This window comes from Parabacteroides caecihominis (genome assembly GCF_023656785.1).
Taxonomy (GTDB): Bacteria; Bacteroidota; Bacteroidia; order Bacteroidales; family Tannerellaceae; genus Parabacteroides; species Parabacteroides segnis.
On sequence record NZ_JAMOKS010000003.1, the window covers coordinates 79018 to 103189 of the forward strand.

Genomic DNA, 24172 nt, shown 5'->3' on the forward strand with positions numbered 1-24172 from the left:
ATATTCTTGTAGTCGGAGTTACGACCGGCTGATCTGCAACCCCTTATCGGAAAGGCTCATCTCAACGAAACGGGCATTCGGATTATGCGGCGAAGCAGTCAGCTGCCTGCGTATTTGCAAGGCCGCATCCGGATCTTTGGCAACGATATACAGATAACCGCCTCCACCCGCTCCGGGTAATTTATATCCCAAGGCATACTCTTTAATCTGGGTGATAAGTGCCTCTACTGCCGGAGGATTTGTTCCGGAATCGAGAGCTTTCTTTTGTTCCCATGTCTTTGCGATAAGTTTACCGTAGGTTTCAAAATTACCGCACTGGATGGCTTCAAACATATCCAGGGCATGTGTTTTCATTTCTGAGAGCAGGCGGAGATGAGTAGCACTGTTCAGAAACATTCCCTGCACGATCTCAGCCAGGATATTTTTTGCCGTACGGGTTATACCGGTATAATAAAGCAAATGACAGCCCTGATATTGCAGGTCTGTAAACAAATATTCCGGCAACCAGCGCACGGAAGGATTCTGGTTGAATCCCTCTCCCGTTTGTAAAAGTTTCAGCCCGTGCAATACTCCGCCATACTGATCCTGCCAGCCTCCGCCGGTTGTCAACAATTGTTCCAGTATCAACGTGCGGTATCCAATCTTACTTTTATCCCAGGCCAGACCGCAAAAATCAGAGATTGCACCCAGAACCGTTGCAGCCAGGATAGAACTGGTACCAAGTCCGGAACCGGCAGGAATAGCCGCCAGTAAAGTTACCTCCAACCCGCAACCGAAATTCTTCAACTGATCTTCCAGCGAAGGATAATGCTCTGCTGAAAATTCCGGGACAAAGCCGGCAAGTGCTAACGCTGCTTTCGGTATAGAGAAAGGAGAACCGATCTTTTTATAATCATGCAATTCATCCCAGGTTGAAACAACCTCCATAGCCCCCAGGTCTATGGAACGCAAAATAATTTTATATTCTTTCGATGGCTTGACATATACTTGCAACGGCGGCTGGCCATTCAGTTCAATGGCTACATTAACCACATTTCCCCCGGCATACATACAGTAAGGAGGTGTGTCAGTCCATCCGCCAGCCAGGTCGATACGTACCGGACTACGTCCCCAAACAATCTGATCGCGATAGACATTCAGGAAAGGAGATTGTTTTTCACGGGAAACAGACCCGATCAGTCCTTCTCTCAACAATGAAAAAGCATCCTGTTGTTCCTCTTCATAAGGTTTCCCTTCCAGTTGCAATACACGAGCCCGGAACATCCGGTTATGTATTCGTTTCATTAAAGGAGCTTCAGAGGAAAGCACCTCAGGTAAAGCCAGATTTCCACCTGCAAATTCACGTGCAGCATCAGCAAGGTCCAACTGATAAAAGACACTTTTCTCGTGATTGGCAGCCAGCATCGGCCAATTGGCATAACGGAACTTTTCACGCTGGGCAAACAACCGATCCAGATTCGCACAATCAGATAACTCATTCGCTGACATTTTCCGGGAAGTTTCCCATATCTTACGGCCATTTTCCAGTCCGGGTTCGGAAACCATCCAGCGTATTACCAGTCCTAATTCGTCCGTATTCTTACAAACCGGGAACAACGGGGCATTCTGTAAATCATCAAAAGGTTCGAATGTTACTCCCCTATCCTTTCCCCATTGAATGACAGAACATCCCATGAAAAGCGTTTTCTCATCGTCAGATGCTCCTTTAAACGGATCATTAAAACCATAAGGACGTGCTGCCCAGTCTTGCTCACCGACCGGAACGACATCGATACAAACACCGGAGGGCAGATCCAATTCCCAGTTATTTACCGGGACACCGGTTATTATATGGCGGTTATCCAGTTTCCAATTCTTTCCTATATAACTGTTTTCAATCCATAGCTCAGAGTTCTCGGCTGTCAGCGTCAGATCGATAGCTGCATTCTGCACGAACATGGCCGGATGAGGTTTAACCTTCCGGTGCATAATTGCCCGCTGGTCACGTACCAGATTCTGAACGGCAAGCGTAGAAGAGATCAGTTCACGACTCGTGCCATAATGGTAAAACTCTCCTCCTTCCAATGGTAAAATAGCCACACTTAACTGATTCAGTTCAGTATCGGCAATACGGGGATGTTCTCCTAATGCCAGCCCAAATTCAGAATACAGATCGTAAGATTTCATAGTCTTCCCGTCGGCTGTATAAGAATGTTTCATCAGCAACTCCATTGCCCGGTCGCTAAGTAACCAAACCCCTATATCCATCAGGAAAAGATGTGTCTGTGCCAACTTCCCCAAATCATCCAAAGAAGGCTTCTGAAGCATAAAGTCCAGTTTATCGGGCGTCTGCCGGTCCGACACAAACACACCATGATTAGTAGCCAGGGCAGGATCGACCCACAATCCGTAACAAACAACATCCACATCCGGAATATCCTGTAACGGCTCACTGTTCCTTATATACACATCACCACTGGCAATCAGGGTATGGAGTGAATCCGGCGCTTTATGCATGATCTCCTCATATAAGGGAAGTTGCAGGGATAGCAGATTTTGTGATAACTTTTGCCCTCTTGCCCATCTGAAAACAGGTATCGGAGTCAAAATCTTTCCCGACGGGGCATATCCGGGTAACCGCCGGCTTTGACCGCCGGCATGCAACAAAATTCTTTTTTCTTTTGCCAGCCATTCCTTTACGGATATTTGCGGTGCTTCATTTTGCCGGCATGCTTCGATCAACCAGGTTGTACCACCGCCGGAACCAAGCCGTGCCCCTACCGGGTCGGAAGTACAAAACCATTCATCCACATTTACTTTCGCTATCTTGTGGAAACTATTCACCAAATTGGGCGGTAACGATAATAATTTCTTCATATTTATATATGTATCAGGAAACGATGAAATCATTCCTGCCTAGTTATTCTAATCTTTATCACAAAAGTAGTTTTTCCTTCCATTACGATCACACGTAAGTTAAATTTTAATTTAATTTTACCATTCAATATGCTATTGGTTTAAATTATTATATTCATATTTGTAGTGAAAAGCAACTTACATATCCAGTTGACGATAAAAAACGTTGGTTTTTACTAATCACCCCCTATCATTTAGTTTTCTAACGTATCTTTAGTTATTCATTTAATATTCAATTGTATGATATACGGTTATGTAAGAGTCAGTACAGACAAGCAGAGTACTGAAAATCAGCGATTTGAAATTGAAAAGTTCACAAAAGCCAAAAGCATGCGTATTGATCGCTGGGTAGAAGAAACAATCAGTGGAACAACAGATGTTGCAGAACGGCAACTAGGTCGGTTAATCAAGCAGATCCGTAAGGGAGACATCTTGGTTACAACCGAGTTATCCCGTTTAGGACGTAACCTGATGCAGGTTATGAGTTTCCTCCATCAATGCATGGAGAGAGACATTTTCGTGATAACGGTAAAAGAACGCTATGAGTTGGGAAACAACATCAACAGCAAAATCCTGGCCTTTGCTTTCAGCCTGAGTGCCGAGATAGAACGTAACCTGATTTCCCAACGTACGAAAGAAGCGTTGGCACGAAAGAAAAAAGAAGGGACAAAACTAGGCCGTCCCAAGGGGGGAAAGTCAGAACAGTACAAACTGTCCGGTAAAGAAAATCAAATCCGCAAACTTCTGGAGGAAAAGAAAACCAGATTGTATATCAGTAAGAAGTTAGGAGTAAACAGACAAACTTTAAGGGATTTCATGAGGATGAACCCCGAATTGGACTGATTATAGAAATATTAAGTTTTTTGTCGCCCGAAGAACATATGTCCAAATTGTTAAACAATGCAATCCAGGTGAATAAAATCTAAGCTAAATTGTTTATTTATAGTTGTTTGTTCTAAATACAGAGGAAAACTTCGTATTGAAGTTCCTACTATTAATACTGTTTGTGTTCTGATGGAATATTTTATCCGCAATTACACACTCATTATTAGACTATTAGACACAATTATCAATCAACAAAAAATTAATTTTTAATGATTCACGTATCAGAAGCAAATAACAGGTCATCTTCGGACAAGACTGATATTTTTTTGAGTATAAAAAAGAGATTGTAAAAATTACACCAAGAGAAAAAATTCAAGGAATAAAATGACATGGATATGAGCATTTAAGTTAAAAGCAAAGGAGTTATTCTATAGCGCAGCAAGGGATAGAAAGAACAAAGACTCCAACATTCTACTTTAGTAAAAAATTATTTGTGTATTGAGAAAACTCCATTTTTTCATTTCACTTTTACACATTATTATACTATAAATTAACTAATAGTGAATAAATATACTATCTTTGGGATAAATTGCGCTAGTAGAAATATTCGTTGAACCTTATAAAAAAGAAAAGAGTATGGAAAGAACACTTGTAATATTAAAACCATGCACCATCCAGCGAGGTCTGACTGGTGAAATAATTGCCCGTTTTGAAAAAAAAGGATTGATACTGGAAGGCATGAAAATGACCTGGTTGACGGATGAAATTTTAAGCGAACATTACGCTCACCTGAAAGAAAGGTCTTTTTTTCAAAGGGTTAAAGACGCAATGGCTGTATGCCCTGTGATTGTTTGTTGCTGGAAAGGAGTCGATGCGGTAAATGTAGTGCGTACGCTGGCCGGAGCAACCAATGGAAGAAATGCCGCCCCGGGAACCATCCGCGGAGACTACAGCATGAGTGTACAGGAAAATATCGTACATGCCTCCGATTCACCGGAAACAGCCGCAATCGAATTGAAAAGATTTTTCAATGAGGATGAATTATTTAGTTATGAGACAAAAAACCTGCTCAGTCTTTATGCGAACGATGAATTCTGAGAGATAAAGTAAACAAAAAGCCGGAAAAGAGAAATCATAGACTCTTTTACGGCTTTTTTATTTCTACTATATCATCCTATCCTCACGAACCGGATGAACAACCTCATTACTAATCTAAAAATCTAATACCATGAAAAACACACTACATTATATAAACAAGCCCATTCTATGAAATGTTCCGAAAAAATAAAGAAATTACTTGCAGTTGTATTATTCCCGAATTGGACCTATATTTGTACTGTATTTTAAACATGAGTACAGACAAAAAATTAAAAGAAAACAATATGCACAGTTGGTTTGAATGTAAAGTCTCCTTTGAAAAAGTACTGGAGAACGGAATGCAAAAGAAAGTAACAGAACCTTATCTGGTCGACGCCCTCTCTTTCACAGAAGCGGAAGCCCGTATCATCGAAGAAATACGCCCGTTCATATCCGGCGAATTTACTGTTACTGACATCAAACGTGCCCGTCTTTCAGAATTGTTCTTCAACGAAAACGGCGACCGTTTCTACAAGATTAAAGTATATTTCATCACACTCGATGAAAAAAGCGGCGCTGAAAAGAAAACGGCTGCACAGATGCTTGCACAGGCTTGCACACTGAAAGAAGCCATCGCCGTACTGGAAGAAGGCATGAAAGGCACCATGGCCGATTACACAATCGCTTCGGTTACAGAAACCATGCTGATGGACGTATTCCCTTTCTCCGTCAATGATGACAAAACGCCCAAATCAGGAGAAGAGCTGATTGCCGAACAAAAAAAACAGGCTGAGGACAAAGCACAGGAAGCATGAGTATCTCCCAGAACATAGTACAGTTAAAGGCATCGCTACCGGCAAACGTCACATTGGTAGCCGTGTCCAAGTTTCATCCGGCAGAAGCATTGATGGAGGCCTACAATGCAGGCCAGCGTGTCTTTGGCGAAAGCAGGGCACAGGAGCTGACGGCTAAACAAAAAGTACTACCGGGTGATATCGAATGGCATTTTATCGGTCCGTTGCAAAGCAATAAAGTAAAAGATATTGCGCCATTTATCCATACAATCCATAGCATCGACTCGCTGAAATTATTACAGGAAGTAAATAAACAAGCCGCAAAAAACAACCGTATAATCCGTGTATTGCTGGAGATACATGTTGCTCAGGAAGAGACCAAACACGGACTAAGTCCTGACGAATGCCGTGAGCTTCTGCAAAACGAACAACTTGCCGAACTAGGCAATATTCAGATATGCGGATTGATGGGAATGGCGACCTATACCGATGACATTGCTCTCATCGAACAGGAATTTCACATCTTACATGAACTTTTCAGCGAATTAAAAGCTATATATTTCATAGGAAATGATAATTTTGCAGTACTATCTATGGGAATGAGCCACGATTATCCGGTTGCCATTCGCCAAGGTAGCACCATGATACGGGTTGGAACCAGTATTTTCGGCGAACGCGAGTACTAACACATTAAATTGAATCTGACATGATTGACATTAAAACCCAATATGCGGGACTAACACTTCGTAATCCGTTAATTGTAGGAAGTTCAGGTCTGACAAACAACCCTGAGCGAAACAAGGAATTCGAAAAGGCAGGTGCCGGAGCGATTGTTCTCAAATCTCTTTTTGAAGAACAAATTGAAATGCAGAGCGATTCGCTTATGCAGGATTCAGACTATCCGGAAGCTGCCGATTATATCCGCGGTTATGTAAAAGCAAACCAGGTAAACAACTATCTGGAACTGATAAAAAAGACAAAAGAACAGTGTACCATTCCTATCATTGCCAGCATCAACTGTTACAAGTCTGATGTCTGGATTGATTTTGCCCGCCAGATAGAACTGGCAGGAGCCGACGCACTGGAACTGAATGTCTATTTTCTTGAAACAAGTCTGGAATACAATCCCGACGAGATTCGTGACCTTTACGTCAACATCATCCGAAAAGTAAAGGAAACGGTTTCAATACCCGTTATCATGAAAATCGGGAAGAACGTCGGAAACATTCCGGCACTGGTTAATACACTAAAGGTTAACGGAGCAGATGGTGTAGTGATGTTCAACCGCTTTTACCAGCCGGACATCGACATCAACAATATGCAGATAGTATCGGGCAACGTATTCAGCAACCACTCCGACCTGAGCGACACAATCCGCTGGACGGCAATCGTTTCAGGCAAGGTTCCAGGAATAAGCATCGCTTCGTCGACCGGTATCCACGATTGGGAAGACGTTATCAAATGCCTGTTGGCTGGAGCTTCTGCCGTACAGATGTGCAGCGCATTATATACTCATGGCGGCGAAATCATATCACAGGTACTTACCTGTATTGAAGAATGGATGCACCAGACACATTATCAGAATCTGGCACAATTCCAGGGTAAACTGAATTATGCCAATATCCCGGATCCGGCCATGTATGAACGTTCACAGTTCATGAAATACTTCTCAAACAGAGACTAAGAAACAAATCTGATAAAACAAAAAAGAGACAGGGTTCCGGCCTTGTCTCTTTTTTATTTATTCCTTAATCATTGTCAGAAGCATTTTAAACCGTTGCACCGCTGTTAAAGCATGCGGTACATTGGCAGGAAGCACCAACGACTCCCCTGCTTTCATCCGGGAATGATTTCCATCGACAACGATTTCCATTTCACCTTCCAGTATTTGTACCAGAGCATCAAAAGGTGCGGTATGTTCACTCAGTCCTTCCCCCTTATCAAAAGAAAACAGGGTAATGTTACCAGCTGCACTTTTCACGATTTGTTTGCTGACAACCCCACCCGCTGAATAATCAACCAAACTGCTTAAATCGACTACAACTCCTTTTTGAAATAATTTTTCCATATCTTTTCTATTTACTGGTTTATAATAATCCATTCTGTTTTTCTTAAAACAACGGATGAAAAACATTTGTTCTTAATTTTCCTTCAACAAGCCGGATAAAATATTTTCCACTAAACAATATCAATATTAAAAATATTATCTATCTTTGTTGCATCAATAAAGAATACGACATGGAAGCAATCTGCGTAATCAAAGACATATACAAAACATTATATCAGTTTGAAAAGGCTTTTTCAGACGTTCATGAAATTACAATCAACGAAGCAATGCTGCTTTGCTGCCTGAAAGACAACCAGCCCAAATCAGCAGGCACCATCTGTGAATATATCGGATTATCGAACTCACGTGTATCCAAAGTAATCACTTCCGTTGAGAACAAAGGCTTTATCGACCGTACGATGAGTAAGGAAGATAAACGGCAGATGTTCTTTTCTCTTACCCCGAAAGGGAAAGAAAAAGTACAGAAAATGATGAATGCCGAATTACGTTTCGACGGCCTGTTCGGAAAACTGCAACAATGCATGGAAAAGGGATAATCCCTTTTTTTGCTTATTTATTTTCCATTAGAAAATATGTATAATAACAATAACAAAGAAAGTAAGATGAAATATTTAGTAATCGGAGGAGTAGCCGGTGGAGCAACAGCCGCCGCACGTCTGAGAAGAATGGACGAAAATGCAGACATTATCCTGTTTGAACGGGGCAAATATGTATCATACGCCAATTGCGGACTACCTTATTATATCGGTGGCGTCATTGCAGAGCGTGATAAACTGTTCGTACAAACTGCCGAAGGTTTTACCGCCCGTTTCAATATTGATATACGGACCGAACAGGAAGTAACCGTTATCCATCCCAAAGAAAAAAACGTTGAAGTGAAGAATCTCCGCACCGGACAGTCTTATACCGAAAGCTATGACAAACTGGTACTCTCTCCGGGAGCCGAACCTTTGCGTCCCGGCATCGAAGGTATCGACAGCAAAAAGATATTCACCCTACGCAACGTACCCGATACCGATACGATCAAAAAGTATATAGACCGGGAGCATCCCCGCCATGCAGTAGTTGTAGGCGGCGGATTCATCGGACTCGAAATGGCCGAAAACCTGCACGACCAGGGTATTGATATCGCCGTTGTCGAGATGGCTAACCAGGTAATGGCTCCGCTCGATTATTCAATGGCTGCTATCGTACATCAGCAACTGATTGAAAAAAAGGTAGACCTGCGTCTGGAAGACGGCGTATTACGTTTTGAAGAGACGGACGGAGGTATCATCGTCCACCTGAAGAGCGGCAAACAGATTCCGACAGACCTGGTTATCCTCAGTATCGGTGTACGTCCTGAAACAAAGCTGGCCAAAGAAGCCGGACTGGCCATCGGAACCCTGGGAGGGATTGCCGTAAACGATTATATACAGACCTCTGACCCGGACATTTATGCCCTGGGAGATGCTGTCGAAGTGCTCAATCCGGTAACAGGTAAACCGGCTTTAATCCCGCTGGCTGGTCCGGCGAACAAACAGGGACGTATCGTAGCCGATAATATCGTATTCGGCAATCGCGAAACTTATAAAGGTACGATAGGCACTTCTATTGCCAAAGTATTTGATATTACGGTCGCTGCCGCCGGTGCCAATGCCAAGTTACTGAAACGGGAAGGCATCCCCTATCAGTCATCATACACCCACTCGGCTTCTCATGCCGGTTATTATCCGGGAGCCGTTCCGATGTCTATAAAAATAGTATTCTCACCGGACAACGGACAGTTATACGGTGCCCAGATTGTCGGATTCGACGGAGTAGACAAACGAATCGAAATGCTTGCCCAGGTAATACAACGCAAAGGAACAGTCTACGACCTGACCGAACTGGAACAGGCCTACGCCCCTCCTTATTCGTCAGCCAAAGACCCCGTCAATATGGCTGGTTATGTAGCAGAGAATATCCTTACCAAAAAAGTCGAAACCATTAACTGGCGCGACATAGCACAGCTAGGCAGCAATACCCTGTTGGTCGATGTACGCACTGCCGACGAATATAACCTGGGATCCATACCGGGAGCTATCAATATCCCGGTCGACGAACTGCGTAGCCGCCTGCCGGAACTGCCAACCGACAGACCAATCGTAGTGACTTGTGCCATCGGATTGCGCGGATATCTGGCTTACCGCATTTTGGTTCAGCATGGTTATAAAAATGTAAAGAACCTGTCGGGAGGTTTCAAAACATGGAGTGTAGCAACAGCTGGAATAGCTTCCAAACAAACAGAAGGTAATTCCCAAACAGCGAAGACACCAAAAGCGTCTACTGCCGCCGCGTCTTCTTCTCCCTCACAACAGACCATCCGGATTGATGCCTGCGGTCTTCAATGCCCCGGTCCTGTCATGCAGCTGAAAAAGCATTATGCTGAAATAAATACAGGCGACCGTCTTCTGATAACCGCCACCGACCAGGGATTCGGGAAAGATGTAGCCGCCTGGTGCAATATGACCGGAGCACAGCTGGTCGGAGTTGAGAATAAATCGGGAGTCATCCATGCCACAATCGAAAAAGGTGAACCTAAAAGTTCCTGTAAAATGGTGAACGGTGCGGACAACAAGACGTTGATTGTATTCAGTGACGACCTGGATAAGGCCCTTGCCTCCTTCGTTATTGCCAACGGAGCCGCCTCGACCGGCAAGAAAGTAACCATGTTCTTCACTTTCTGGGGACTGAATGTCATCAAGAAACGGCAGAAACCGTCTGTTTCAAAAGATATATTCGGCAAAATGTTCGGCTGGATGCTTCCCGCCCACAGCGGTAAACTGAAACTGTCGAAAATGAATATGGGTGGTACCGGAAGTTGGATGATGCGCCTCATCATGAAGAAAAAGCATATCGACAGCCTGGAAAGCCTCATCACTCAAGCCGCAGAGAACGGTGTCGAAATGATAGCCTGCACCATGAGTATGGATGTGATGGGTGTCAAAAAAGAGGAACTGATGGACAATGTCACGCTTGGCGGAGTAGCCACTTATCTTGAACGGGCGGAAGATGCAAATGTAAACCTGTTCATCTAAACATTCCGGTTCTTTCCCAAAGGATATATACCCCATAAAAAAAGCATATATGTTTTGCGTTTAAAACATATATGCTTTGCTTACAAAAGTCCCTTATTTTGATTTCAAAGGTCCTATGCTTTTTTTCTTGACAAATAAGCCTCTATTTCAGGGGTAATGTCGTTACGTCGACATCCGGAGCTGTTCCGTTCGGCTGACGTGTAAAAACAGATTTGAACTCTGTATTATCATTGAAAAAGCCGCCGTTACGGAGAAAGAACATATTATCTTCCACCCCACCGGCATAATCCTGGCGAACGCCGGCACGGGCAGTGGCATCATAAGTGAACATGCCTTCGGTAAGTTCTTTCCACTCTCCTTTAGCCGTACGGACCCATTGGTTTCCAAAATGCACGCTACGTTCCAGATAACCTTGGCCGGGCATAAAGTTTTCAAGGAAAGAATGTGCTCCGGTGTACCAAGCGTTTGTCTGCGGCCGCAAAAAACCAGCTATCAACCGCCACTCGCCCTCTTCAGGAGCAAAGAACCAGGCATAATAGGCCGTATTCCCTTTACCGTCCGGATGAACACGGGTAATGACACGATAAGTTTGTCCGGCTTTCCAAGGGTATTTCAGATAACTCTGTCCCCCCGATCCTTCGTTACCGAACTCTCCGATATGTACATCTTTTCCCTGCGCCAGCAGCTTGATGCGGTGGTCTTCCGGTATCGCTTTCGGGTCGTCCGTTTCAAACGGGCTCCATACGGAAAACAAGACACGGCGTTCCGTATCGCTATTCGCCTGGATACCGCAATAACCTTCACCGAAACCATTCGTCATAAAGTAACTGCCAATCTTATCTTCTCCCTCCGGAACCGTTATTTCATTGTAGAAATATTCGACCGATTCTTCCGGCAATGTATATTTCATATGTACGGAAGGTCCGCGCATTCCCCAGTAAGGTTCAAAGTTACGCACAAAATAAAGAGGTTCCTGTGCAGCCGGCCCGTCTATCAGCAGTTCGGAGATATTGGCAAACTGAGCGCCTTCTTTCTTTTCTCCCTGCAAATCCACACGGATATAACCCGGTTCCGTAACGGATACCTTCCCTACCGGAATAACCGTTTCCTCTGCTTCAGTCACTTTTACAGTAAAGCTTTTTCCTCCGAAAGTAACCTTTACAGTCGACGATCCGTCTGCCGCTTTCCCTTTCAGGAAAAGATTCAAATCACCGGGCTGGCTGGTTTTAAACCACGCCGACAGGACGGCATCCGTCCCCGTCCACGATTTGATACCATCGGTCGAAACCTTCGCACTCTCTTTTCCGGCAGTCACATAAGTGTTTCCGCCTAACGGAACCGATACCGCCTCAGCCGACAGTTCCATCGGTTTACTCTGGCAGCTGCACATCAAGACAGCTATGCCGAACAGGATAATTTGTTTAATCTTATTCATTCTTATTTTAGATTTAAAGCAAAAACGGGACAGAAGTAAACCTCGCTACTTTCTGTCCCGTTTTTCTATTTATTGTCCGTAGATAAACTAAGGTAATTATTTAATCATATCGAAACCTGTATAAGGAATCAACGCTTTCGGAATGCGGATACCTTCAGGTGTCTGATTATTTTCAAGCAATGCAGCAACGATACGCGGCAAAGCCAATGCACTTCCATTCAGCGTATGGCACAGTTGTGTCTTTTTGTTCTCATCACGATAACGGCATTTCAGACGGTTAGCCTGATAATTATCGAAATTGGAAACAGAACTTACTTCCAACCAACGTTTCTGAGCTTCCGAATATACTTCGAAGTCGAAGCAAAGAGCGGCAGTGAAACTCATGTCGCCACCACACAGACGCAGGATACGGTACGGAAGTTCCAGCTTCTGGAGCAGACCTTCCACGTGGTCCAGCATTTCCTGATGAGACTGCTTAGAATGCTCCGGTTTGTCGATACGAACCAGTTCTACTTTAGAGAACTCGTGCAGACGGTTCAAACCGCGTACATCTTTACCATAAGAACCGGCTTCGCGACGGAAACATTGTGTATAGGCACAGTTCTTGATAGGCAACTGTTTCTCATCGATAATTACATCACGGTAGATATTGGTGACCGGCACTTCGGCAGTCGGTATCAGATAAAGGTCGTCCACTTCGCAATGGTACATCTGTCCTTCCTTATCCGGAAGCTGACCGGTACCGAAGCCGGAAGCGGCATTTACCACGGTTGGCGGCATGATTTCCATATAACCGGATTTGCGTGCCTCATCCAGGAAGAAGTTTATCAAAGCACGCTGCAACTGAGCGCCCTGTCCTTTATAAACCGGAAAACCGGCACCTGTAATCTTCACACCCAGGTCGAAGTCAATCAAATCATATTTTTTAGCCAATTCCCAATGAGGCAGTGCATCCTTCGGCAGTTCTGTTTCCATACCGCCCATTTTTTCTACCACATTATCTTCAGCAGCAACGCCTTCGGGCACTTCATCGTAAGGCACATTCGGAATTGTATAAAGCAGGTTCTGCATCTCTTCCGCAGCCTGGTCCATTTCAGCCTGAATGCCCTTGCTCAGTTCCTTGATTTCGGCAACACGCTTTTTAGCTGCTTCGGCTTCTTCTTTTTTGCCTTCTTTCATTAGGCCACCGATTGCTTTCGACAGCGAATTAACCTCTGCCAGGTTTGTATCTAATTGATTCTGTGTACTACGTCTTTTATCGTTCAGTTCAATCACCTTAGCGATGCTTTCTTTTGCACCCTTAAAGTGTTTCTTCTCCAGACCACGAATCACGCGGTCTGTTTCTTCCGTAATCATTTTAAGCGTCAACATACTTGCTCTATGTTTATTTATTTTGAAATGCAAAGATACATAAAAAAGCAACTTCCGCTCAGATGTTTACAAAAATATCTCACTTCACCCGTCCTCCCGTTATCCAGCTCCGGGTATAATAGGGTTCGCTCAAGCTGCTGACCATTACTCCCCTGGAAGTACTGGTATGGATAAACTTCCCGTTCTTCAGATAAATTCCTACATGGTTAGGCGTCTTTTTCTTGCCTCCTCCTGTTTTAAAAAACACCAAATCGCCTTCCTGCAATTTGCCACGGCTGACTTTCTTACAATTATATTTCAGCATATCCGCCGACGAACGTGCCAACTGTTTTCCATAAACCTCGCGAAACACAATCGCCACAAACCCGGAACAATCCACACCCCGCTTGGTACTTCCTCCCATCCGGTGAGGTGTCCCCAGCCATTTCGCCCCTTCATTATAAAGAAAGATATTATCATCCGGCGTAATACGCACACCATATAAACGTGACAATTCTTTCGGCCCTTTAAAATCAGCCGGAAGCGCCACACGTTTCTTACTGCCGCAGGATGTCAGGACCAATACAAACAGATACAGCCAAAGATATGATATAATGAAATTCTTGCGCGTCATAGATTATGCATTAAAAATGTATATTAAAGTTTTTCACTCAACAGGAAGTCAGCTATATAACAATGTTTCACCCCCTCTATATTTTCCCGGAAAAAGTCATCCATACTTACCACATATTTGGGATAATGGTCACTGATAGACAGTAACGGAGCAAACTCCCGTTCAATGGTAGCAGAAGATGATAGCTGATAAGTAACCTGTACATATATTTTCTCATCACGAAGAATGGCCACAAAATCAACTTCTTTATCATCTTGCTTACCCACATAAACATCGTATCCCCTACGCCTTAATTCCAGATAAACCAGATTTTCCAACAGACCAGCAATCATCCGGTCTTTATATCCCATCACTGCATAAATCAACGACAAATCACTGACAAAATATTTTTCATTCGTTTGTAAAACATCTTTCCCTTTTACATCATAACGAGGTACACGCTGAATAATAAATGCACTTTCCAATGCATTCAAATAATTATAGACCGTATTTAAATCCACCTTACGATGCTGACTTTTGAAATAATCTGCTATATTCTTCGCATTCAGTTTATTACCAATATTATCAAATGCAAATTTCACAATGCGTTCCAGCAGCTCGATATTTCGGATATTATTCCTTTGAACTGTATCACGCAGAATCACAGAAGAATAGATATCGTATACTATTCTATAAATAGCGTCATATGTATAATCAGCCGTATGAATAGCCGGAAAACCACCGGAACGAAGATATTTAATAAATTCCTCTTTCATATTCACATCATGCCCTCCTAAAACAATATCATGAAAACGAAGATATTCTTTAAAAGAAAGTGTCATGATATGAAAACTCACATAACGGCCGGTAAGATAAGTTGCAAGCTCCGAAGACAACATATTTGAATTGGAACCCGTAACATAGACATCAGAGTTAAAATCAACCAAAAAGGAATTAACGGCTTTCTCCCACTCCGCAACAACCTGTATCTCATCCAATAAGATATAATAGGTATCCTTATCCTCAATACGGAAACGGATATAACTATACAATATCTTTGAATCTTGTATATCTATCCATTCAAAACTTTCAAAATTCATATAAATAATATGGTCTTCAAGTACTCCGCGTCGCAGCAGTTCATCCTTCAACAAACGCAGAATAACAGATTTGCCGCTTCGCCGGATACCGGTCATAACCTTAACAAAAGGTTTATTTATGAATGGCTCTATTTGTTCTATATATGAATCTCTACTTATCATGTGAATAGTTTTTAGGGATATAACCACAAAGATAATAGATTTTCCAAAAGTTTTTAGGGTTATAACCCTAAAAACCATACAATACTATAACTTTATTAAGGGTATAACCACAAACACCATCACATTCCTACTATCGATTCAAAGTAAGGATTCTGTTTGTGTCGGTTATAATTAGCTTCCGCTATCATTTTCGAAGAGTTTGCATAACAATACTCACATTTATGCGGACAGGTATTGTAGATGCCAATATCTTTACTGGCTATGCATCCGCAAAACAATCTTTGTCCCTTATCCTTGTTCGAAGGATTACTCTTTCCTCCAAAAAGTTCCAATTGAACATTCTCGGGATGATAGCCGATAAAATCCATCAGTTGTTTATCTTCGGAGAAACATTTTATCATCAATTCATCATCTATACATTTATTATGGACAATCCCATATTGTTCCAACCCTATTTTCTCTCCACAGGTTGCTACCGTAAAATCCCAGGATTTGTTCAAACCCATCAACCCTCTCGCCAGATACTCCATATCATCCTTCTCAAAAGGCCGGTAATTAATATGATTCTTTTCCAGATTCGCTTTCACCTTTTTGTATTCCAGAATATCAGCAAAACTGAATACCAGCTTCTTCGTATACCCTTTTAACTGATTTCCGATACGCTCAACCTTTTCCAGTAAATCATCTTTAGAAATCCGGTCGGTCAGCACCATCGGGTCAAAGCGCCAGATAACCCGGTCGCTATCCAGACGGTCAACCAATCGTTTAAACGTATCTATCCGTTCTTGCAAGAGCGGCACATTCTTCTCCAACCCTTCTTTTTCATAATCATTCAATGTAAACTGGATATATGAATGAATACCCGTTTCATCCAACCGCCTCAAATACTTCAAAAGCGGACGAGGATTCTTAGACCAGAAAACAATCAACCGAGTCTTTGAATAAGAAATATAGCTTCGTACATTATTAAAAGGATTAATCCACACAGAATACCCTTTATCCAACCGATGGAAAAACCAGTCCGCATAAAAAGCCGGTATATCGGTAGAACGGCTGGCAGAGATAATAACAGGAGACTTCGCCTGAACAAGTTCGCCACCATCATTTATTATATCTATAGACTCATCTCTTCCCATCCAACAAAAATACACGAAATAGTTCGTATCTACACAATATGCCATTATTCCTCTTGACATTCGTGCTTTTCCATTGTATATTCATTAGTAATAGAAACAAGCAACACCAATTCTGATTTTATACCCTCTCAAAAATACAATTGTTTTTAGTTACAAATACAACTGTTTTTGTTTCTAAATACAATTGTATTTGTATTCAAATACTTAAGTTTTATGATAATAGCAACCTATTTACTATTCTTATAGAGCAAGAACGAACATGCGGATGCCGTAAATACACTATAATCCAATGGTGCTTTTAAACTCGAGAAGAACATCATTGAAAACGCAAACGTCAATAATAGAACACCACTGAGAAGAGCTACTATACGTTTCTGGTAACCGATAATCAGCAACACTCCGAAAACAACTTCTGCAATAGTGACCAACCAAGCCAATACCGGTAAAACTTGTTTCGATACCCATGGAACTAAAACTCCGGTATACGCAATAAAGTTACTCATATTACCCCAAACTATATTTTCACTTCCCAATACAGGAGCCCACCATCCGAAACGATCAGCCACCGCAGACAAAAAACTCATAGCAATAGCTATGCGTGCAAACAAAGCAAAATAATCTGTTTTTATATTCATACCGATTATGCATTAGTTCTGTAAAATGAAAGATAGTTTGTTTAATAATTTAACCAAACAGATATATAAAATGTTTCGAATATTTGCTTTCTGTAGTTGAAAGAAGATTATTTCACCTACTGACATACTGTTGTCGCCACAATGGTCTATATTTGTAACCTTACTATCAATATTGCAAAATGAAAACAGAAAAGCCATTAGTAGACAAAGATTATGTATTAGGTAAAATTGAAAGTTGGACATTTGTCGAAATACCGGAAATTCCAATGCCTAAGACTCCTTTTGGAATGCTAAAAGTAAAAGGGAAAATAGATAACTATGAGTTTTCCAATGTACATTTGATGCCTATCGGAAACGGACATATAGGTCTGGCTGTAAAATCGGAAATAAGAAAGAAAATAAAAAAGCAAGCTCCTGATATCGTACATATTACACTGTATGAAGATAAAACGCCATTAATAATACCCGAAGAATTATTGTTATGCATGGAAAATGAGGATGGTCTCTTAGAGAAATTCGAAAAATATAAACATGGTCAAAAAAAAGCATTTATAGATTGGATTAATTCTGCAAAAACAGAACAAACCAAAGCCAACCGCATTGCCAAAACGATAACAATGATACAGAAGAATGAGAAGATTTAACGGACACTATTGATTAATAACCTTTTCCAGGATTAAAGGTAAGCTACCCACATAATAAAAAGGGATATTTATCAACCGGAACTTCTTCCCTTTCGGAGTAGATACCTGATCGATAGAATACGGTCCACTCCAGATTCTTACGGCAATATCACCTGATGATAAATCCATAAAAGACTGGAGCGAACGTAAATGGGCGTTATGCCCGGACTTTACTTCAATCGGAATTAAAATTAATCCTGATTGCCAAATGAAATCGACTTCAGCACTGGTTCCTTGTTTATCACGTACCCAAAAGTTAAGATGCTGAATATATTTATCATTAAGAACAACACGCAATTCCTGAGCAACAATATGTTCAGCTATGGCTCCCTGCCAGGTATCCAGTATATCTTTACGTCCCAAAACATAGGCAAAATTTCCATTATACCACCCAAAAACATAGGCAAGTGAACAATAAAAACTATATCCAAAGTCTGTACTTACTTTCTTTTGGATACGAATTACTCCGTCTTTATAGACTTCACCGGATTGTTGAGAGCTGCTCTTAACGATTGGAAACTAACCGTCAGCAAAGCAATCAGGGTTATCAGCAAGGCCACTCCTGCAAAAATATCCCAACCGAGTGTAATCCGGTAGGCATAATCCTTCAGGTAGTGGTTAGCGGCATATAAAGATACAGGAATACCTATTACAAAAGAAATAAGTAAAAGTATCATATACGCTTTTCCCAACAAAAATAGTATATCTATTATTTTAGCCCCCAATACTTTGCGGACACCGATTTCCTTTGTTCGCTGTTCAGCAGAAAAGGCACTTAATCCCAGTAACCCCAAACAGGAGATAAAAATTGCCAGCATGGCAAATAAGGCAGACAACTTTTCTACCAGATGTTCATCCTCAAACATATCATCGAAACGGTCGGTCATAAAGGTCGGCTCAAACGCATGATACGGTGTAAAAGAACGCAATACCGTCTGTACCCGCCCTATCGCTTCATACGTATCGATATCCGGTTTCAGACGAACAAACAATATATACGTTCTTTGAGGATCATAGAAAAACAAAGCAGACGCCGGCTCTAGTGTATAAAAATCATCGAACACGAAATCTTTCATAATACCAACTATCTCCCATTTGTGATCAGGCGACTGACCGATTTGTCCTCCTACACGGCCTTCCCTTCCCATTCTTTTTGCCAGAGTCTCATTGATAAGGATTCCTGCCCCTCCCTTATTATTTTTCTTAGCCGGATCGATATCCGTTCCGTCAAGCAGTTTTATCCCGGCAGCATCTATCAAACCTTCCGACACAAAATTAAAAGAAATATAGGCATCATCTTCCGGATCTTTTCCATTCCAATACCAGGGATTAGTACGCATACTCGATTTCAGAATCGGACTGGCTGAAAACCCGCAATTTTCTACTACACCGGTATTGATCAGCTCATTCCGCACAGCCGAAGACGCATTGCACAATTCTTCAGTGGCCGGAAAACTTACCAGATTTTCTTTTTTTATACCGATATCCCGTTTTTGTACCAGCTGTATCTGAAGATAAATAACGAAAGTACTACAAATCAGGATAAATGCCATCGTAAATTGAAAGATAACCAACCCCTGACGTATCCATGCGGCACTTCCCCCTTTACTCACTTTCTGCATTTTCAACGTAGTCAACGGATTGAAAGAGGACAGATACAACGCTGGATAGCTACCGGCCAGAAAAGTACAAAACAATCCGATCGCCACCAGTCCGGTCACAATCGTCGGATCGAGCAGACTAAAGGATAATTGAACGCCTATAAATTCATTAAACCAGGGAAGACTCAACCAGATCAATCCGACCGACAGCAAAAGAGCTATTGATGTTATCAACCCCGATTCTACCAGAAATTGCCGGATCAGGTGTTTTCGTTTGGTTCCAAAGGTTTTCCGCACTCCGACTTCCAACGCCCGTTTTTGGGAACGTGCAGTCGATAGATTCATAAAATTGATACAGGCAATCAAGAGTATCAACACTCCAATCAGAAAGAAAAGGGAGACAGTCTTTATGTAGCCGCCACCAGTTTCCACCCCATCTTTAAACTGACCGTATAAAAGCATTTTATTAAGAGGATAAAGGAATATCTGAATACTCTCACAAGCCGGCCCGGCTTTACGAAAGGCGAGTCCTTTCAGTTTCTCATTCAACTGCCCCAGATCCACTCCCGGTTCCAACTCGACATAAGTTTGCAGCCAGGAAGCCCCCCATTCGTTTACATCAAAAACATTTTTCATTTCCTCTACGAAGACACGAAAAGGTATCAGCCATTCAAATTGGAACGAAGTATTACCGGGCATATCCTCAAATACTCCCGTTACTTGATATATAACTCCTTCATGAATCAGTCCCTTTCCTATCGGATCTTCTTCGTTATATATCTTTCGAGCCATCGACCGGCTGAGGACAATGGAATATTGCGGTTCGAAAGCGGAAGAGACATCACCACTTATGAACTTCATTCCGATCAGATTAAAGAGAGTAGAATCGGCATAAGCTCCCTTTTCTTCAAAAGAGTCTGTTGTATTTTCAGGGACAAAAACGACTGTCTGAGCATTATATCTGCTACAACTCTTCACTTCCGGAAATTCGTCCTCCAAAACTTTTGACAGCATAGAATTTGATTCGAAGCTTGTTATACATTCATTCGAGACAGGAAAATAATGAGATGCACTGACATATATATTCCGGGAATTAGGGATTGCCTTGTTGAAATTCACTTTACTTTCCACCCAGAGAAAGATAAGTGCAGCCGAAGTAATTCCGATTGCCAGTCCCAGGATATTCAAGAAACTATATATTTTGTTCCGGAAAATAATCCGGAGAGATCTTCTTATATTCATTGTGTAAGTTTTTTAGTTCGCGGTATAAGCTAATTCTTTCAGGAAATTTTCCGAAACAGGTTTCCCATCCAGCATATGAATAATCCGGTGGCTGTAACGGGCATCGTGTTCACTGTGTGTTACCATAACGATTGTGGTTCCGGCATCATTGAGCATAGTCAGCAGATCCATTATTTCCAGGCCGTTACGACTATCCAGATTTCCGGTTGGTTCATCTGCAAGGATCAGTTTCGGATCATTGACAACCGCCCGGGCAATCGCCACACGCTGTTGTTGTCCGCCCGAAAGCTGCGACGGGAAATAGTTACGGCGGTGATTGAGAAGGACGCTTTTCAAGGCTTTCTCTACTTTCATTTTGCGGAGGGAGGCTTTCATTCCGCAATTTTCCAACGGCAATTCGATATTCTCAAATACAGTTAACTCTTCTATCAGATTGAAATTCTGGAAAACAAAACCGATATTCTCCCTTCGCAAATCGCAACGTTTGTCTTCATTTAATCCGGTAATCTCAACCCCATTAAAAAGATAGGAACCCGAATCAGGATCATCAAGCAATCCCAGTATATTCAGTAAAGTAGACTTTCCACATCCCGACGGTCCCATAATAGCAACAAACTCATGTTCCTTTACATGAAGCGACATATTATCCAAAGCAATTGTCTCCACTTCTTCCGTCCTGTAGACTTTCCTCAAATCATTTATTCTAATCATAGTCTTATGAATAATTTAGCATGTTACATATAAATCCGGAACAATTGATATGCCAAAACAGCAATCCCCAATATATTAACCCATTAACAAAACGACCGCCCTTGAATAGTGTCCATAAACGGACACCTTATGTATGCCAATGGACAAAAAACAGGAACGACTTGGGCATTCACTTCATTCTTGATATATTTGCAACCTACTAAAAAGAGTAATTATGAACTTACACCAGGCAAATATACTGATTGTTGATGATGATAAAGACGTTCTGACCGCCGTACGTTTTTTGCTGAAGATGGAAGTGAAAACAATACTGACAGAAACGAACCCGGACAACATTCATAAGCTGGTCACAGAGAATGATATAGACATTATTTTGTTGGATATGAACTTCAGAAGCTCCATCAACACCGGCAACGAAGGTCTGTTCTGGCTGAAGGAAATAAAAAAACGGAAACCTTCCCTATCAGTCATTATGATTACAGCCTATGCAGATATAGACCTGGCCATCAAAAGCCTGAAAGAAGGGGCCGCCGACTTTATCGTCAAACCCTGGCATAACGAGCATCTGCTGAATATCCTGTCGGAGACACTTCGGAAACAGGCAACTCCGGACAGTAAAGAAAAAACAAATAAAAGAAATACTGATATAGAGATTATCGGAAACTCGGAAAGCATGCAGCTTTTGTTCCATAAATTACAAAAGATAGCACCTACCGATGCTAACATATTGATCCTGGGAGAAAACGGAACAGGAAAAGATCTTGTTGCCCGCTACATCCATCAGTCATCCCTTCGCCGGAATCAGCCATTTGTAAAAGTAGACGTAGGTTCCCTGACGGAAACCCTTTTCGAGAGCGAACTTTTCGGACATAAAAAGGGAGCATTTACAGATGCGCGTGAAGATCGTACCGGTCTAATCGAGGCGGCAGACAAAGGAACACTTTTCCTGGATGAAATCGGAAATATAACTTTGCAACAGCAGGCCAAACTGCTGACCGTGCTGCAAAATCGTGAAGTAACCCGTCTCGGAGCCAATACACCGATGCCGATAGATATCCGTCTGCTGTCAGCAACCAACCTGCCATTACGGGAATTAGCCAACGAAGCAAAGTTTCGTAAAGACTTGATTTACCGAATCAATACAGTAGAGATAACCGTACCGCCTTTACGTGAACGAGGCGAAGATATTATCCTGCTGGCAGAACATTTTCTGAAAGTATATGAGAAAAAGTATTTCAAACAAAAGTTCCGTTTAGCCGACTCAGCCAAAAAGAAACTGATGCTGTATCATTACCCCGGCAACGTACGCGAGCTGCAATACACCATAGAAAGAGGCGTTATCATGGCCGACAGCGATGTGCTGAAAGCGGAAGACATCACCTTCTCTCCCTTAGAGCAACAGGAAGAAAATGCCCAACCGATACCAACACATAATCTGGATGATCTGGAAAAGACAGCCATCGAACAGGTCATTCAAAAACATAACGGAAACATATCGCAAGCGGCAAAAGAACTGGGATTAACCCGGGGAGCTTTATACCGCCGGCTAGAAAAACACGGACTATGACGATCGCCCTATCCATCCTAATAGTTATACTTCTGCTATATATAATATATGTACGCAGGAAAACAAAACAGGATATCGACGAATTTGCCGAGTCCATCATTAACAGAGATTTTTCAAAGAAATATCCCCGGTTCCAGTCTATCGCGGATGCCTTCCTGAATCTGGCGGCCGAGAAAGAAGCACAGCAGCATTACCTGAAAGAGATGCTGGAACTGGTCGATACAGGTATCCTCGCCTATGATGTGGAAACCCATGAATCACTATGGATGAATGACTCTTTTACGACCCTGCTCAACATTCCCCATATCAAGAATATCAACTGGCTGAAAAAGCAAAACGAAAACCTTTTCAATGAACTGCTCGATATCCCGGTAAACAAAAGTACCCTGATAACGATCCATGCCCGGAAGCAAACCATCAAAACAATGACAAACGCTTCCGTCTTTCAAACCGGAGGGAAAACCTACAAACTAATCGCATTCCATAATGTAAGCGCAACGATGGAAGAAGTCGAATCGGGTGCCTGGAAAGGATTACTCAATGTAATGACTCATGAGATTATGAATTCTATCGTCCCCGTCTCATCCCTCTCGGATACGCTCAGAAGAAAAATACATACATTGAAAGAAAATGTATCCCAACCGTCTACCACAGATCTGAAAGATATGGAACTGGCGATGGATACAATTCACCGGCGAAGTGAAGGCCTACTGCGTTTTGCTGAAACCTATCGCAATCTAAGCCAAAAGATAGTACCTGATATGAAATCATATAATCTCTATGACTTGCTGAGTTCTGTTCATTCCCTGATGAATCCTTCCCTTCAACAAAAAGGGATCGCTTTCACGCTAAAGACAAACGCTCCTGAAGTCACCGCCTTTATGGACAGGGATTTGATTGAACAGGTTATCATCAACTTCATAACCAATGCCACCTATGCCACAAGTGAAAAAGAAAATCCGCAAATACATCTTTTCTCTGGGTTTGACTCAGAAGGACATCCTTACATCACCGTTGCCGATAATGGCAGGGGTATCCCCGACTCAATCCGTGACAAGATTTTCATTCCATTTTTCAGTACCAAGAAAAACGGTAACGGTATCGGTCTGAGCATTTCCCGGGAAATCGTCAAACTGCATAACGGAAAGCTGCACGTGCAAAGCCAGGAGAAAGAAGGAAGTGCCTTCACTATTTTATTCAGTCCCTAAGCCAGCATTTA

The 24172-nt window shown here is 42.2% G+C and carries 21 protein-coding genes; 10 read left to right on the forward strand and 11 right to left on the reverse strand.

Annotated features, from left to right (window positions below; translation table 11 throughout):
- Positions 1-18: 18 nt before the first annotated feature.
- A complete protein-coding gene (locus NBH14_RS02860; RefSeq protein ID WP_186958811.1) occupies positions 19-2856 on the reverse strand; it encodes a bifunctional fucokinase/fucose-1-phosphate guanylyltransferase in 2838 nt (945 codons plus the stop codon).
- A gap of 279 nt (positions 2857-3135) precedes the next feature.
- Here NBH14_RS02860 and NBH14_RS02865 point away from each other — a divergent pair, with 279 nt between their 5' ends.
- The 5 genes from NBH14_RS02865 (at position 3136) to NBH14_RS02885 (ending at position 7275) form a co-directional block, all read left to right on the forward strand.
- The gene (locus NBH14_RS02865) at positions 3136-3738 is read left to right on the forward strand and encodes a master DNA invertase Mpi family serine-type recombinase (RefSeq protein WP_250817125.1); all 603 of its coding nucleotides are present in this window, start codon (positions 3136-3138) and stop codon (positions 3736-3738) included.
- 618 nt (positions 3739-4356) lie between these two features.
- Positions 4357-4818 (forward strand): nucleoside-diphosphate kinase, encoded by a 462-nt coding sequence (gene ndk / locus NBH14_RS02870; protein ID WP_186958809.1) that lies wholly within the window; start codon positions 4357-4359, stop codon positions 4816-4818.
- Between the two features lie 284 nt (positions 4819-5102).
- Positions 5103-5612 (forward strand): DUF4494 domain-containing protein, encoded by a 510-nt coding sequence (locus NBH14_RS02875; protein WP_044215177.1) that lies wholly within the window; start codon positions 5103-5105, stop codon positions 5610-5612.
- Entirely contained in the window at positions 5609-6277 is a 669-nt protein-coding gene (locus NBH14_RS02880; protein WP_007657822.1) for a YggS family pyridoxal phosphate-dependent enzyme, read from the forward strand. The genes NBH14_RS02875 and NBH14_RS02880 overlap by 4 nt, the downstream gene beginning before the upstream one ends.
- Before the next feature lie 20 nt (positions 6278-6297).
- Positions 6298-7275, forward strand: coding sequence for a dihydroorotate dehydrogenase-like protein (locus NBH14_RS02885; RefSeq protein ID WP_186958808.1), 978 nt, complete (start codon positions 6298-6300; stop codon positions 7273-7275).
- Positions 7276-7332: 57 nt separating this feature from the next.
- Here the strand turns inward: NBH14_RS02885 and NBH14_RS02890 are convergent, their stop codons facing one another.
- Positions 7333-7659, reverse strand: coding sequence for a cupin domain-containing protein (locus tag NBH14_RS02890; RefSeq protein WP_128134632.1), 327 nt, complete (start codon positions 7657-7659; stop codon positions 7333-7335).
- A gap of 170 nt (positions 7660-7829) precedes the next feature.
- Between NBH14_RS02890 and NBH14_RS02895 the strand changes: the two genes are divergently transcribed.
- Together NBH14_RS02895 and NBH14_RS02900 are read left to right on the forward strand one after the other, a co-directional pair.
- Positions 7830-8195, forward strand: coding sequence for a MarR family winged helix-turn-helix transcriptional regulator (locus tag NBH14_RS02895; protein ID WP_010800092.1), 366 nt, complete (start codon positions 7830-7832; stop codon positions 8193-8195).
- 66 nt (positions 8196-8261) lie between these two features.
- A complete protein-coding gene (locus NBH14_RS02900) occupies positions 8262-10718 on the forward strand; it encodes a CoA-disulfide reductase (RefSeq protein WP_186958807.1) in 2457 nt (818 codons plus the stop codon).
- A 142-nt stretch (positions 10719-10860) separates the two neighbouring features.
- On the opposite strand, the gene NBH14_RS02905 is transcribed toward NBH14_RS02900, so the two are convergent.
- The 6 genes from NBH14_RS02905 to NBH14_RS02930 all read right to left on the reverse strand — a co-directional run bounded on the left by NBH14_RS02905 (position 10861) and on the right by NBH14_RS02930 (position 17149).
- The gene (locus NBH14_RS02905; RefSeq protein ID WP_186958806.1) at positions 10861-12153 is read right to left on the reverse strand and encodes a DUF3472 domain-containing protein; all 1293 of its coding nucleotides are present in this window, start codon (positions 12151-12153) and stop codon (positions 10861-10863) included.
- 96 nt (positions 12154-12249) lie between these two features.
- Positions 12250-13524 (reverse strand): serine--tRNA ligase, encoded by a 1275-nt coding sequence (serS, locus tag NBH14_RS02910; protein ID WP_007657816.1) that lies wholly within the window; start codon positions 13522-13524, stop codon positions 12250-12252.
- Positions 13525-13603: 79 nt separating this feature from the next.
- Complete coding sequence (locus tag NBH14_RS02915) at positions 13604-14137, reverse strand: C40 family peptidase (RefSeq protein ID WP_128134629.1); 534 nt, start codon at positions 14135-14137, stop codon at positions 13604-13606.
- Positions 14138-14160: 23 nt separating this feature from the next.
- On the reverse strand, positions 14161-15378 hold the full coding sequence (locus NBH14_RS02920) for an ATP-binding protein (protein WP_186958805.1): 1218 nt from the start codon (positions 15376-15378) through the stop codon (positions 14161-14163).
- A 119-nt stretch (positions 15379-15497) separates the two neighbouring features.
- Positions 15498-16514 carry a DUF1848 domain-containing protein gene (locus tag NBH14_RS02925; RefSeq protein ID WP_186958866.1) on the reverse strand — a complete coding sequence of 339 codons (1017 nt, stop codon included), beginning with the start codon at positions 16512-16514 and terminating at the stop codon, positions 15498-15500.
- Positions 16515-16741: 227 nt separating this feature from the next.
- Entirely contained in the window at positions 16742-17149 is a 408-nt protein-coding gene (locus NBH14_RS02930) for a DoxX family membrane protein (RefSeq protein ID WP_186958804.1), read from the reverse strand.
- Between the two features lie 179 nt (positions 17150-17328).
- Here NBH14_RS02930 and NBH14_RS02935 point away from each other — a divergent pair, with 179 nt between their 5' ends.
- On the forward strand, positions 17329-17793 hold the full coding sequence (locus tag NBH14_RS02935) for a YdeI/OmpD-associated family protein (protein ID WP_186958803.1): 465 nt from the start codon (positions 17329-17331) through the stop codon (positions 17791-17793).
- A 6-nt stretch (positions 17794-17799) separates the two neighbouring features.
- On the opposite strand, the gene NBH14_RS02940 is transcribed toward NBH14_RS02935, so the two are convergent.
- The 3 genes from NBH14_RS02940 to NBH14_RS02950 form a co-directional block, all read right to left on the reverse strand.
- Positions 17800-18195: a DUF4143 domain-containing protein gene (locus tag NBH14_RS02940; RefSeq protein WP_222622082.1), complete on the reverse strand. Its 396-nt coding sequence runs from the start codon at positions 18193-18195 to the stop codon at positions 17800-17802.
- Positions 18196-18293: 98 nt separating this feature from the next.
- On the reverse strand, positions 18294-20675 hold the full coding sequence (locus NBH14_RS02945) for an ABC transporter permease (protein ID WP_186958802.1): 2382 nt from the start codon (positions 20673-20675) through the stop codon (positions 18294-18296).
- Between the two features lie 12 nt (positions 20676-20687).
- Positions 20688-21386 (reverse strand): ABC transporter ATP-binding protein, encoded by a 699-nt coding sequence (locus NBH14_RS02950; RefSeq protein ID WP_186958801.1) that lies wholly within the window; start codon positions 21384-21386, stop codon positions 20688-20690.
- 214 nt (positions 21387-21600) lie between these two features.
- Here NBH14_RS02950 and NBH14_RS02955 point away from each other — a divergent pair, with 214 nt between their 5' ends.
- The gene (locus NBH14_RS02955; RefSeq protein WP_186958800.1) at positions 21601-22953 is read left to right on the forward strand and encodes a sigma-54-dependent transcriptional regulator; all 1353 of its coding nucleotides are present in this window, start codon (positions 21601-21603) and stop codon (positions 22951-22953) included.
- Positions 22950-24161, forward strand: coding sequence for a sensor histidine kinase (locus tag NBH14_RS02960; RefSeq protein WP_250817127.1), 1212 nt, complete (start codon positions 22950-22952; stop codon positions 24159-24161). Before NBH14_RS02955 ends, NBH14_RS02960 begins: the two co-directional genes overlap by 4 nt.
- The last annotated feature ends 11 nt before the right edge of the window (positions 24162-24172 follow it).